Genomic DNA, 13,194 nt, shown 5'->3' with positions numbered 1-13,194 from the left:
ACTTTAATAACATTTTATTTCAAAAAAATGACACAGGATTATAGCAGTAACAGATGAAACAGATAAGTCATGAAGGAACAGAAAATGTACTGTTCGATTTAAGCCATTAAATAGACTTAGTAAATTTAAAGTCTCTACGCAAAAATGCAGTAATCCGCCATATATTATTCATAACGATAAAATACAAAGTAAAAGTGGCTAAAAAAGAAAAAAACATAATATTTTCATTCACTTTAACTAGCTCAGACCAAATACCAATTACTGCCATAATGCTTGCAGCAGCACAAATAACGAATAATGACATATGGGATGACAACCCCACACGTTGACAAATATGGTGCAAATGCTCTCGGTCCGGCTTAAACGGCGATTGACCTTTGCGAATGCGGCGGATCATGATGCACACCATATCCATCAGAGGTAAAGCAATTAACCAGAGTGCGGTAACAGGGCGGATAGCAGTAGATCGCTCACCTTGACTTGCGACAATCAATAACCAAATGACGGTAAATCCAATGAAAATACTGCCCGCATCACCCATGAACACTTTAAAACGTTTACCGAACGGAAACCCTAAATTCAGCATGATGTAAGGCAGCATAGCGGTCACTAACAGTGTGCAGAAGGCTGCAAAACTGTGCATACCATGTAAATAAAACAAAATACCTAAGCCACCAAAAGTGACGGATGCTAAACCACCAAGTAGGCCATCAATACCATCCACCATATTAAAGGCATTAATTGCCCCGATAACCGCAACAACAGTTAAAAAGTAACTGCCAACTTCAGGAACACGTATCGCGTCACTTCCCATTAAATAGCCAAGGTTGTGCAAACTCCGTTCACCAAGCACAATCATCAGTATCGAAATCCCCGCCTGCACGATAAGACGAAACTTAAAACTGATGTCATAGCGATCGTCAATCACACCTATGACGACAAGAATAAGGGCACACCCAACGAACAATCCAGGTGCCAACAATAGTTCAGGCGCTAAGAGCAGTGTGAGCATCATGGTAAAAAAAACGCTGACCCCTCCGACTAAAGGGACCTGACCAGTATGATGCTTTCGCTCATTAGGCTTATCAACTAGCCCTATTTTTTTAGCTATCTTGCGAAACACAAACAAACTGCTAAAAGAGACAAAAAAAACAAATAAAACAGCGATGTTTGCTGACATAAAACAACTCAATAATTATGCAATATATAAGAACAATTGGTGAAGTACTAAATAACACCATCAATAAAGCATTCCAGCCCAACAATTAGCGCCATTCGCACGATTATCAGAGACAATCAATAGCTCAAAGTAAGAAGGAATTTAATAACTTAATGCAACCCATAGAGTTTAAATCATAAGAAAAGTATATAAATGGAAATAGAGACAGTTTCAAAAACTATCTCACAACACCACTTCACATTTGATTTATAAGACAATAATCGCCGTAACCCTATACACAATACGATCAAAAATACCTAATCTGAACCAAACAAATCGCGGGTATAGACTTTATCAGCGACATCAGCCAGTTCCTTAGCCATCCGATTCGACACTATAACATCTGACTTAGCTTTAAACTCGTGAAGATCTGTCACCACGCGGGAGTGGTAAAATTCAGTCTCTTTTAACACGGGTTCATAAACAATAACCTCAATGCCCTTAGCCTTTAAGCGCTTCATAATCCCTTGAATACTCGAAGCACGGAAATTATCAGAACCCGACTTCATGATAAGACGGTAAATACCCACTACTTTAGGATCGCGACTTAAAATGGAATCAGCAATAAAGTCCTTCCGAGTAGTATTAGAATCAACAATCGCACCAATAATGCTGTTAGGTACATCGGCATAATTAGCACGTAATTGTTTTGTATCTTTAGGTAAACAATAACCACCATAACCAAACGAGGGGTTATTGTAATGGCCGCCAATACGCGGATCTAAGCATACTCCCTCAATAATCTGCCGTGAATCTAGCCTATGAGTCTCAGCATAAGTATCAAGCTCATTAAAATAAGCGACACGCATGGCAAGATAAGTATTGGAGAATAATTTAACAGCTTCAGCTTCAGTGGAGTCGGTAAATAACACTTGAATGTCTTTTTTAATAGCGCCCTGCACTAATAACTCAGCAAAAACCTTAGCACGTTCACTGCGCTCACCCACAATAATGCGCGAAGGATGTAAGTTGTCATAAAGCGCTCTTCCCTCACGTAAAAACTCTGGCGAAAAAAGAATATTATCGCAGTTATATTTTTGCTTAACCTTGGCAGTAAAACCCACTGGGACAGTAGATTTGATCACCATCACGGCTTTAGGATTAACCGCTAACACATCTTGAATAACTGATTCGACAGATGAAGTATTAAAGTAATTAGTTTTAGGATCGTAATCCGTAGGAGTAGCAATAATGACAAAATTTGCGTTTTGATAAGCTAACTTTTTATCTAAGGTAGCGATTAAATCGAGTTTATGATGAGCTAAAAAATATTCAATTTCAGTATCCAAAATTGGCGACTGTTTACTATTAATCAATTCAACTTTCTTAGGAATCACATCAACAGCAACAACTTGGTGGTTCTGGGCTAATAAAATGGCATTAGAAAGACCAACATAGCCAGTACCAGCAATAGCGATTTTCATTACTTATGTCCTAATATGTGTAAGCAATGTCTGATCTGCTCACGAAAAATATCACTCAATATGTCGTCATTCCTGCGCCAGCTGAAATCCATGACAAATAGCTAAGAGTTACAATAATGCTGAGAAAATACAAACCATCAAGCGAATTACTAACATCAAGAATGGCGGCAAAACAAGAAATTCTACGTACGCAAAGCGTGTTATAAATTGCGTCTGACAATTTAAATGGTTTAAATAATTCAAATAACATTTTTAACAAACTTAAATCCGGTAATAACTGCGATACCAAGCCACAAACTCAGCCACGCCTTCTTTTACGCCAACTTTAGGTTGATATCCTGTAACAGCAAATAAGTCTTGGGTATCCGCATAGGTTTGATAAACATCACCAGGCTGCATCTCGCGGAAGTTCTTTTTCGCTACAATGCCTAATTCATCTTCAATAGCTTTAACAAAGTCCATTAAATTAATTGGCGAACCGTGACCGATGTTATAAACCGCATAAGGCGCTGAGCTACTAGCGGGAGTACCTGTTTCAACCGTCCAGTTATGATTGCGTGTAGGAATTACATCGCTGATACGCACCACACCTTCGACAATATCGTCTACATGGGTAAAATCGCGCCACATATCACCATTGTTATTAATATCTATGGTTTCACCTTCTAAAATTTTCTTTGTAAAGATAAACGGCGCCATATCAGGGCGACCCCAAGAACCATAAACGGTGAAAAAACGTAAACCCGTGGTAGGAATATCGTAAAGATGAGAATAACTATGCGCCATCAGCTCATTTGCCTTTTTGGTAGCAGCATATAATGATACAGGGTGATCAACGCTGTCACTGGTGGCAAAAGGAGTTTTAGCGTTTAAGCCATATACAGAACTGGAAGAAGCATAAACTAGATGCTTCACTTTCGTTTGCCGGCAACCTTCTAGAATATTCAAATGACCCACTAAATTTGAATCAGCATAGGCATGTGGGTTTTCAATTGAATAACGCACGCCAGCTTGGGCGGCGAGATGAATTACTCGGTCAAATTGCTCCATATCAAATAGCTTAGCCATCCCTTCCCGATCAGCTAAATCTAATTTGGAGAACATAAAGTTTTGAAACGGTATAAGCTTTGCTAAACGAGCCTCTTTTAACGAGATATCATAATAATCATTCAGATTATCAATACCTATAACCTTATGCCCCTGCTGACAAAGGCGCCTGCTTACCACACTGCCAATAAAACCAGCGGCACCTGTAACTAAATATTTCATATTAACTAATTCCTAAACATTAAAACTAACTAACCGACAAGCATTTCTTGATTGCCTCAAGATATTTAGTAATCACAATCTGTTCATCAAATTCATTTTGAATTTTCAAACGACTTTTTTCTCCCATAGCTAGCCGTTCTTCATGAGTTTTATGAATAATTAACTCTAATTTTTCAATCAAGCTTTCAGAACTACGAAGCTCACATAAATAACCATTTAGACCGTCGTCAACAGTTTCTCGGCAACCGACATTATTTGTCGTCACAATGGGTTTACCCATAGCACCTGCTTCTAACAAAGATTTAGGAACTCCTTCACGATAATAGGAAGGTAAAACCATACAATCAACTTTAGCGATATCCTGCTCTACGTTATCAGAGGTACCGAGATAATTGACAATACCATCATCAACCCATGCTTGCATCTCTTGCTTTGATACGGCAGATGGATTGTTTACATCCAAAAAACCTAGTAACTGAAATTCAATTATCTCGCCATACTTAGTTTTTAATATGCGTGCCGCCTCTACATATTGTCCGATACCCTTGTCATACAGCATACGCGCTATAAGTAAAAATCTTACTTTCCCATCATCCGGTGCGGGAGATAGTGCAAAACGAGTTAAATCAACACCTGAACCAGGTAAACGATCAGTATCAACAGAAATGGCTATCTTCTTTTTTAAAAACAAAGCACGGTCGTCTTCATTTTGAAAAAAAATTTTAGATGCCTTAGATTGACTTATTCTGTAAAGGAAACGTGCAATTTTAGATGTAAAACTTTCATTTATGAATAAAAAACCTAACCCTGCAATATTATTAATAGATTTCGTGCCATTGAAACTTGCCGATAAAGTACTATATATATTATTTTTTGGCGTAAAATTAAGAACCACATCAATTTTTCTATTTTTATAAATTTTATAAAAAGAAATGAATGTTTCAATATCTTTAACTGGATTAGTCCCACCTTGATCGATATTAATATTAACTAGCTCACAACCAAGAACAGATAATTTAGCAGAATAATCATCAAGTGGGGAGATAGCAATTACTTTATAGCCTTGTTTTATTAGAGCTAGAATAGTGTTTTTTCTAAAATTGTAGAGATACCAACTTGTATTGGCTGAAATTCCAATAGTAAACATAAATACCTATTCTTATTTATAAAATTTACTTCATCGTGTCTAATTTAAATGTGTTAAAAAAGTTTTCTTTTTTAACATCCAGACTTTTATTAAAAAAGCTAGAAACGACTACCGAATGATTGGATACATCAGTATAGAGAGAAAGGTCTCCTGTTAATGTATTAATAACATTAACAATTTCATCTACATCCCCTGATTTAAACAAACATTTTTTATGAACAATTTCTGATATACCTCCAACATTAGAGCCAATCGCAGGAACACCAAATGACATAGCTTCAATTATAGAGCGAGGTAACCCTTCAGTAAGACTCGGTTGAACATAAACATCAATTTTTTTTAACCAAGAAAATAAATCCTCTTGTCTCGCAATAAAACCAAGTTGCTTAATACTACTAGACTTACTCATTAAGATTTCAAGTTCTGACTCCAATGTTCCACCTACAATTTGAAGTTCAAATCTACTGCTATCTAACTTATTAAATGCTTCGTATAAAAAAGAGATACCTTTCAAAGATAGAGCGGGATTAGCTATTACTCCAATCACTAATTTATCCTTATTATCTATAGTTCTAACCTTTGCGTTCGAGGAATCAACCCTCGCATCGGAAACTCCAATATAAGAACCTAATGTAGGATATTTATTTTGGAGATACTCATTAGTTACATAAATTACATGGCCAGAATGCATAATAGAAAACTTCACTCTAAGGTGAAGCAAGGGCGCATATAATTTAGCTAACAAATCTCCTCTGTACCACAAACAATCAAAAGGCGATGCTACCATTTCAACAATATAAGGCACTTTGAACTTCTTGGCTAAGTGAGCACTAAACAATCCAAGTTCACTGGGCTGCCTTATTATTAAAAAGTCATTATTCCTAATCAAGCCAACTAAAAACTGCTTTGTTTTTTTATAATAAAGCAAACCATTTAAACTAACTGGACTATGTAAGCCTATCACCGTCACTTTAGAACCATCAGAAATAAACTGCACACCGGGGTCATAATGTACTATCTTGAATCTTCCAATAACAGTTAACTCACTACAGAATTCCAAATAATACTTTAATACATCATAAGTTAATTTTCCGTTAGAATAGAATCGCTCTTTATATTTTAAAAAAACATGATCATGAACAAATAATGCTTTCATTTAAATTGACTTCTTTAATTTAGCAGGCACACCCGCATATATTGAGTTATTAGTTAACTGGCCTTTAACAACAGAACCTGCAGCAACTATAGTTCTGGAGCCGATTAGTGTGCCACCTAGTATTCGAACACCACAGCCAATCCAAACATCATCAGCAATTTCAATAGATTTAGTTATTAATGGATTATATTTTATTGGGAACTCTAAGAGATCATAAGTATGCTCAAAACTAATAATCGATGCATTATGTGCAATAGATACGTTATCGCCAATAAAAATACCACCAAGACCATCTAAATATGAAAATTCATGAATACTGACATTATCACCGAAAGAAATTTTTTCAATGTTTTTTAAAATAACAAATCGTGATATGTAGACATTTACACCCATTTTTTTACATATCGACTTGAGTAAAACATACCTAATTAATACGCCAAATCTAGTTGGGAAGTTGGAAAAAAAAACGTAAAAGGTTGTTCTTACAGACAGAGGTAAAATTCTAAGTAAAAATGATAAAAAATCAAAAAACCAAGCTAAATAACGGAAAATAAATCGGCCCATGAAATTACCTAATCCTTAACATTATATTTAATAGATGCTATTGTAAAAACAATAAACATTAGATTGAAAGATACAAGATTTAATATAACTAAACCTTTATAATGCAAAACATAGATAAGTAATAAAGTAATAAACCACAAAAGTTTAAATGTATTTCCTGATAGCAGATCAGCCTTATTATTTAAGACAAAATACAATACGCTAAGGGGCATGGTAATTGTAATAACCAAACCTAAAATACCAAAATGAATAATATCCCTCATGTAACCTGCATCAGTTCTCAAATATGGGTTAATCAAATTACTTTCAATATACCTGCCATAACCATATATAAAATTTTGTAAAGGTATCGAGAAATACATTTTATCTAAAATATCAGTAGATTGTGTGCTAACCCCATCACCATCTAAAAAATTATATATAAACTCAAAAGCAAACTCTGAAAATCGTTCGACCATAGCCATAAGATCATACTTGATAAGCAATGGTGTTATCGAAACTGATAGGAATACAACAGAAAGCAAAAGTTTTACTGAAAATGTTTTAGATGACTTATTTTTGATTGACAAAAAAATTAAGAGAAATGAAAAAAAAGTACCAATAATAGAAGTTCGACCGACTGACAGACCAGCAATAATAATCAGCAAAAATTTAAATACAAAAAAATAACTAACACTTTTATTTCTGGAATTTAGAACCAAAGCTACGCAGAATAACTGAGCAAAAGCAAAACAGGCTGACATAGGAAAAAACTGACTACCAGCTAAAGCATTGCCTCTAATACCACCATATTTCTCTGCGATATCAATATCAATATCACTTTTAAAAACTGATATAAAATCACGAAACTCAGGTAATAATATTGAAACTAAAATAATTACTGATTGGATAAAAAAAACATTTACAACTAGCTTACAAAGGTATTCGAAACTTATAAACCTTTCAAAAACCTTAAGAAAAACAAATAAAACAACCATGCTTACAAAATTTGAAAACATAGTTTTTAATCTATAATAATCCCCCTCACCAACCACAAAATAAGTTAATATAATAAGAAAGGATAGAATTAAAAAGTAGAATAAAAACAAAAAAAATATTTTTGATATTATATTATTTATTTTAAACTTAAATCTATTACATAACAAAATAACTGATAATATTGGGCATAACAATATAAAGGCGAAAATCAAACTATTATAAAAAAAAGGAATTTTAAACTGAAAAACTATAAAGAAAAAAATCAAAAAAGAAGAAAAATATCCAACTTTAACAATAATTGACTTATCCCCTGCAGTCACATGTGTCATATAACTACCTAAACTTTTTAACCAAATAACGTACTGAACTAATACGAATAATCGTAATTATCGCCAATGATGTAAGTGTCCGTTCATTGCTAAGCAACTTTGTTGCAATTAAAGATATCAGCTTAGATATTAAAACATCCTGAAAAACAATGATCCGAATAATAATTGGTACTTTTGGATTTTCCAAAATATATTTTTTGTCGATAATGCGTAATTGTTTACATAACTTTTCATTTATTAATTTACTCTTCATTTGAGAAATGCTTTCAGCTTTTCTATAGCGCACTAGAAAATTGGAGTTTAAAAATAACTTATCCCCATGCGATGTAATTTTAAGCCATAAAGGATAATCTTCAATCAATGTAAAGTTTGGATCAGCATATTCAATATCGACCAACAAATCTCTACAGATAAAACTAGTTGGCGCTAATAAAAAATTCCCCAAACATAGCATTAAAAACTGCGTATCTGCATCAATATAATTCAAACGTTTAATTTTTGTTACTAATTTAGTATCTTCAATAGAATCACCAAAAACAATCGCATTCGAAAAAATACATCTTGCCTCTGGATGTTTTATTGAAAACAGTAAATGTTCTGAAATACAGTCATTAGTCAAAACATCATCACCAGCAATTGTTTTTATCCATTTTGAAGTTGCTTTCTTCCATGCAATATTGCAATTTTTTGCCACACCTCCATTCACATTATTGCGAATTAAACTCACCATAAAAAATTTATCTTTATAACGTGAAAGCCATTCTTCAATTACATAAACTGTATTATCTTTTGAACCATCATCAGAAATAACTAATTCTATATTTTCTGAGCCATAATTTTGATTTAGGATACTATCTAATGTTTCCAGCACAGTCGCTGCAGAGTGGTAAGTAATAACCGCTACAGTTACAACTTTATCATTATTTTGCAGGTTCATTAAAATTTAGCCTTTGTGATTTAGAGTAACAACACTTTCATTTCATAATAAGTTACGATTTGACTCAGTGTAAAAAAGCAATGAATATATTTTCACCATTTATTAGCGCAGATAAAATTAAAATTCAATACGACTGAAAAATTTATTCACATGCAAAAAATAAATTTCACATTCAAGCCCCAAAAGATTCTAACCCTGCCAATTGTCGTAATTTATCTACTCAACGTTTCCAATTTACATTGGACTTTTTCATTTTAGCAGGACAACCAACGATTAAAGAATTCATTGAAAACTCCCCCTTTACAAATGACTTAGAACCAATGATTGAACCTTTACCAATGAATGCTCCAGGTGCTATAGTACAACCTTCACTAATCCAAACATCATTATCAATATATACAGCCTTATTAACTATTTCCCCATTAATATAATGATTGTTAGTGTCTGTAATATAGCAACCCCACGATATAATACACGCGCCCCCAATATGAATATTATTAGAACACAATATTTTTGTTTGGCATGTGATACCTGATGACTGATTATTGAATTCACCTTGAAAAGTTAAAATTGCATTATCTGACAAAGATATTATACAACCATTTCCTATATGAATAGTATTGCAAATCTGTAGTTGGGAATTTTTACCCACGGTAAAAACTGTTCGATCGACTCCATGATGAAACGATTCAAAAATAATAGCTAATTTACTATCACTCGAAATGTTGCAACCATTCGATTTTTCAATCACTACTTTAAATAAATTACTACTGAAAAATACTTTAGGTACAAAGAAGAAACCAAAAAGCTTATATGATAAAAAAACAGAATATATATAGCATATAATAAAATCGACACCCAAAAAGTATGGTCTTCGTCGTATACGTTTAAAAAAACAAAATAAAATAAAATTTTTCTCTTTATAACTTTTAAGTCGCGCCTTTATTTTATTAATCATTTTGAAAACCGTTTGTAATTTAGTAAAATGTATATTAAACAAAGAGAGTAATTAACTAAATAAGCAACAGGGGCACCTTTTACTCCCCAAATTGGGATTAGTAAATACGCTAGAGCGACAAATAATAGCGAAAAAATAATTTCAGTCCCGATAAACCATTTTGTGGCACCGCGCGATAACATAGGATAAGCATATAACCAACTGGTAATTTTTATTACATCACCCGATAACTGAATAGCGAATAAATCTCGCGCGGGTCTAAACTCGTCAGTGAATAATAAGCTAATCGCCACATCACGTAATAAATACACAGCAACGGACATCACAATTACAATGGGCAAAATAATCCTGACAGTATGATTTATTTCTTTAATAATCGCATCAACACCAATTAATGAAGCTAAGCGAGGTAAATAATAGGTCCCTAAAGCCATGGTAATGACACTCAGATAAACTTCTGAAACTTTCCAAACTGCTTGCCACTGACCGGTGGCATTCCATCCCACTTGGTCAATTAAAATATTACGTATAAAAATGAGCGATATGGGCACAGTTAATGCGCTGGTCATTGCCATTAGCATATAGCCGCCGATTGCCTTTCGAGCCTTTTTGTCAGTTGCTCCCCACCAATAGTAAAGCTTAAACCAGGGTTGGCGCAGATTGGCGATAAGCATTACAACACCAATTAAGGCCGATTGCACTGCCGCTGCTAAGAGTGCACCTTGGATATTGTAAAGCATTATCATGGCTAACATTGTGCCGCCAGAAACTAACGCTGACACCATACCAAGGCCGACATAACGGCGATATAACTGTTGACCGTTGATCACTGAATTGCACAGAGTACCAATTGCTGTAAACGGCAACACACAAACGGTTGCCATCACAACCCAAGTTAATTCAGCATCTTCGAATAGCCAAGTGGCGATATGTGGGGCTAACAATAAACCACTTGGAATTGTTATTGCTGAAATAATCAGCACCCACTGCAAAGAAGCACGCCACCAAGGCACACAAGCCTCAAAACCATGTTCTTTATTTTCAGCTGTAAACCGTACTATCCCACTTCCTACAGGCGAATTAATGATCCCGTTAAGGCTTCCCACCATACTTTGTACTTGGCCTAGCATTGCTAAACCCGTTGGACCTGTATAAATTGCTACAACCTTGGCAATGACAAAACCCATTGCCATTTTAAGTAAGGTTAATAACCCAGTCATGGCGGTAACTTTTAACAAGCGTTTCATGCATTAAAACCATTTATCGTATTTATCACTTGCTTAATTACTTCATCGCTCATGGTAGGATCTAAGGGAATAGATAAAACCTGTTGGTGGATAACTTCAGTTAGAGGCAAATATTGCGACTGAAATTCACTGTACGATTGCTGTTTATGTGGAGGAATAGGGTAATGGATCAAAGTTTGTATTCCCTCAGAAGCTAAATACTGCTGCAATGCTTCACGCTGCTCACAACGCACAACAAACAAGTGCCACACATGGGCTAATTCATCAGTTACTTGTGGTAAAGTGATATGTGGATTAGTAATACCAGTGCGATAAAATTTTGAAATTTGCTGACGTCGGGCGGTTTCAACTTCTAAATGGCACAATTTAACCCGCAGCATGGCAGCTTGTATTTCATCCAAACGGCTATTCACCCCTTGATAGAGGTTTTCATATTTTTTGTGCGAACCATAATTACGAAGAGCATTTAGAGTTTGAGCTAATTCATCGTCATTGGTTGTGATAGCACCAGCATCTCCTATTGCACCAAGGTTTTTACCTGGGTAAAAGCTAAAACCAGCAGCATCACCCCAATTACCCGCTCGTTTCCCATTAATTTCAGCGCCATGTGCCTGAGCACAATCTTCTAATACTAATAAATTAAATTCGTTAGCAAGCTCCATTATTTCCTGCATAGCCGATATTTGACCATATAAATGCACGGGTAAAATCAACTTTGTCTTTTCCGTGATTGCATTGCGAATAATATCAGGGTCAAGATTATATGTTGCTGGATTTGGATCAACTAATACAGGGACTAAATCATTTTCAGTAATTGCTAATACAGACGCTATGTAAGTATTCGCTTGCACAATTACTTCATCACCTGCTTTAAGCTTACCTAATTCTTTCCAAGCTCGGATAGTGAGAATTAACGCATCAAGGCCGTTAGCTACACCTATGGCATGCTTGGTACCACAGTAGGCAGCAAATTCAATTTCAAACTGAGCTAATTCGTTACCCATAATGTACCAGCCTGAATCGATAACCCGAGCACAGGCTTCCTTTAGTTCTTGCTGATATTGATTATTAATGGCTTTTAAATCTAAAAAATTAATCATTTTATATCTCTACATATCGAATAATTTTGGCTGGATTACCTACAACAACAGCATAAGCAGGCACATCTTTAGTCACTACAGAACCTGCACCCACCATAGCATGCTTGCCAATCGTGATGCCTGGTAATAAGGTCGCATTAGCTCCAATAGAGGCATGGTCTTCGATGGTTATTCGAGAGAATGTATCGGGATAAACTTTAGAGCGGGGCATTTTATCATTGGTAAAGGTCGCGCAAGGGCCTATAAAGACATTATTACCAATGTTTGTACCATCCCAAATATAGACACCTGATTTTACCGTCACATTATCACCAATAGTGACATCATTCTCAACCAGAGTGTGGGCGCAAATATTACAATTTCGGCCAATCTGGGCATCTTTTAAAACTACTGCGAATTGCCATACACGTGTACCGTCACCAATTTGGCTGGAATGCACATCACTTAACGGATGAATGAACATTTGCGCTGACCGCCTTAATAAACTCTGGATAATCCCTAATATAATCTGACTCATCATAGAACTGGTCTGCTAGCACCAGTAATACACAATCTTCAGAGAAGTCGCACATCTCTCGCCACAGAAATGATTCGATAAGCAACCCTTGGGCTGGGTTATCTAGCAAAATTTCGACTCGCTCACAGCCATTATCTAACACAAAACAGCAAGAACCTTTAAGACAAATAGCGACTTGTCTTAAAGCCTTGTGCGCATGAAAACCTCTCGCGACATCTTGTGCTGTGCCGTAAATATAATAAACACGCTTTATATCAAAGGGGATTTCACGATTAGCTTCTAATGCGACTAATCCACCACGCTCATCCCCTAGTGTTTTGAACTCAATTATTTTTATCAGACTCATGAG

Annotated in this window: 13 protein-coding genes; all 13 read right to left on the bottom strand. The window is 35.3% G+C overall.

The window, feature by feature from the left end:
* Positions 1–106: 106 nt before the first annotated feature.
* The gene (gene wecA, locus CKQ84_RS15690; protein WP_105251970.1) at positions 107–1,180 is read right to left on the bottom strand and encodes a UDP-N-acetylglucosamine--undecaprenyl-phosphate N-acetylglucosaminephosphotransferase; all 1,074 of its coding nucleotides are present in this window, start codon (positions 1,178–1,180) and stop codon (positions 107–109) included.
* A gap of 296 nt (positions 1,181–1,476) precedes the next feature.
* A complete protein-coding gene (locus CKQ84_RS15685) occupies positions 1,477–2,643 on the bottom strand; it encodes a nucleotide sugar dehydrogenase (RefSeq protein ID WP_105251969.1) in 1,167 nt (388 codons plus the stop codon).
* Positions 2,644–2,904: 261 nt separating this feature from the next.
* Entirely contained in the window at positions 2,905–3,912 is a 1,008-nt protein-coding gene (locus CKQ84_RS15680; protein ID WP_105251968.1) for an NAD-dependent epimerase, read from the bottom strand.
* A 25-nt stretch (positions 3,913–3,937) separates the two neighbouring features.
* Positions 3,938–5,059, bottom strand: coding sequence for a glycosyltransferase family 4 protein (locus CKQ84_RS15675; RefSeq protein ID WP_105251967.1), 1,122 nt, complete (start codon positions 5,057–5,059; stop codon positions 3,938–3,940).
* Positions 5,060–5,084: 25 nt separating this feature from the next.
* Positions 5,085–6,215: a glycosyltransferase family 4 protein gene (locus CKQ84_RS15670; protein WP_105251966.1), complete on the bottom strand. Its 1,131-nt coding sequence runs from the start codon at positions 6,213–6,215 to the stop codon at positions 5,085–5,087.
* Positions 6,216–6,779, bottom strand: coding sequence for an acyltransferase (locus tag CKQ84_RS15665; RefSeq protein ID WP_105251965.1), 564 nt, complete (start codon positions 6,777–6,779; stop codon positions 6,216–6,218).
* An 8-nt stretch (positions 6,780–6,787) separates the two neighbouring features.
* Positions 6,788–8,086 (bottom strand): hypothetical protein, encoded by a 1,299-nt coding sequence (locus CKQ84_RS15660; RefSeq protein WP_105251964.1) that lies wholly within the window; start codon positions 8,084–8,086, stop codon positions 6,788–6,790.
* Positions 8,087–8,090: 4 nt separating this feature from the next.
* The gene (locus CKQ84_RS15655; RefSeq protein ID WP_105251963.1) at positions 8,091–9,023 is read right to left on the bottom strand and encodes a glycosyltransferase family 2 protein; all 933 of its coding nucleotides are present in this window, start codon (positions 9,021–9,023) and stop codon (positions 8,091–8,093) included.
* Positions 9,024–9,243: 220 nt separating this feature from the next.
* A complete protein-coding gene (locus CKQ84_RS15650) occupies positions 9,244–9,981 on the bottom strand; it encodes a hypothetical protein (RefSeq protein ID WP_105251962.1) in 738 nt (245 codons plus the stop codon).
* The gene (locus CKQ84_RS15645) at positions 9,978–11,228 is read right to left on the bottom strand and encodes an O-antigen translocase (protein ID WP_105251961.1); all 1,251 of its coding nucleotides are present in this window, start codon (positions 11,226–11,228) and stop codon (positions 9,978–9,980) included. Before CKQ84_RS15645 ends, CKQ84_RS15650 begins: the two co-directional genes overlap by 4 nt.
* On the bottom strand, positions 11,225–12,328 hold the full coding sequence (locus CKQ84_RS15640; protein WP_105251960.1) for a DegT/DnrJ/EryC1/StrS aminotransferase family protein: 1,104 nt from the start codon (positions 12,326–12,328) through the stop codon (positions 11,225–11,227). Before CKQ84_RS15640 ends, CKQ84_RS15645 begins: the two co-directional genes overlap by 4 nt.
* A gap of 1 nt (position 12,329) precedes the next feature.
* Positions 12,330–12,791 carry an acyltransferase gene (locus CKQ84_RS15635; protein WP_105251959.1) on the bottom strand — a complete coding sequence of 154 codons (462 nt, stop codon included), beginning with the start codon at positions 12,789–12,791 and terminating at the stop codon, positions 12,330–12,332.
* Complete coding sequence (locus CKQ84_RS15630) at positions 12,769–13,191, bottom strand: FdtA/QdtA family cupin domain-containing protein (protein WP_105251958.1); 423 nt, start codon at positions 13,189–13,191, stop codon at positions 12,769–12,771. The genes CKQ84_RS15635 and CKQ84_RS15630 overlap by 23 nt, the downstream gene beginning before the upstream one ends.
* Between the last annotated feature and the right edge of the window lie 3 nt (positions 13,192–13,194).

This window comes from Shewanella sp. WE21, assembly GCF_002966515.1.
In the GTDB taxonomy this organism is placed as follows: Bacteria; Pseudomonadota; Gammaproteobacteria; order Enterobacterales; family Shewanellaceae; genus Shewanella; species Shewanella oncorhynchi.
This window is presented reverse-complemented; position numbering and strand designations above follow the sequence as displayed.

What these genes read in the sequence shown, in the direction of transcription:
- CKQ84_RS15685 (WP_105251969.1), bottom strand. Translation starts at nt 2,643, where the DNA reads ATGAAAATCGCTATTGCTGGTACTGGCTATGTTGGTCTTTCTAATGCC.
- wecA (WP_105251970.1), bottom strand. Translation starts at nt 1,180, where the DNA reads ATGTCAGCAAACATCGCTGTTTTATTTGTTTTTTTTGTCTCTTTTAGC.
- CKQ84_RS15640 (WP_105251960.1), bottom strand. Translation starts at nt 12,328, where the DNA reads ATGATTAATTTTTTAGATTTAAAAGCCATTAATAATCAATATCAGCAA.
- CKQ84_RS15675 (WP_105251967.1), bottom strand. Translation starts at nt 5,059, where the DNA reads ATGTTTACTATTGGAATTTCAGCCAATACAAGTTGGTATCTCTACAAT.
- CKQ84_RS15670 (WP_105251966.1), bottom strand. Translation starts at nt 6,215, where the DNA reads ATGAAAGCATTATTTGTTCATGATCATGTTTTTTTAAAATATAAAGAG.
- CKQ84_RS15655 (WP_105251963.1), bottom strand. Translation starts at nt 9,023, where the DNA reads ATGAACCTGCAAAATAATGATAAAGTTGTAACTGTAGCGGTTATTACT.
- CKQ84_RS15645 (WP_105251961.1), bottom strand. Translation starts at nt 11,228, where the DNA reads ATGAAACGCTTGTTAAAAGTTACCGCCATGACTGGGTTATTAACCTTA.
- CKQ84_RS15680 (WP_105251968.1), bottom strand. Translation starts at nt 3,912, where the DNA reads ATGAAATATTTAGTTACAGGTGCCGCTGGTTTTATTGGCAGTGTGGTA.
- CKQ84_RS15665 (WP_105251965.1), bottom strand. Translation starts at nt 6,779, where the DNA reads ATGGGCCGATTTATTTTCCGTTATTTAGCTTGGTTTTTTGATTTTTTA.
- CKQ84_RS15660 (WP_105251964.1), bottom strand. Translation starts at nt 8,086, where the DNA reads ATGACACATGTGACTGCAGGGGATAAGTCAATTATTGTTAAAGTTGGA.
- CKQ84_RS15635 (WP_105251959.1), bottom strand. Translation starts at nt 12,791, where the DNA reads ATGTTCATTCATCCGTTAAGTGATGTGCATTCCAGCCAAATTGGTGAC.
- CKQ84_RS15650 (WP_105251962.1), bottom strand. Translation starts at nt 9,981, where the DNA reads ATGATTAATAAAATAAAGGCGCGACTTAAAAGTTATAAAGAGAAAAAT.
- CKQ84_RS15630 (WP_105251958.1), bottom strand. Translation starts at nt 13,191, where the DNA reads ATGAGTCTGATAAAAATAATTGAGTTCAAAACACTAGGGGATGAGCGT.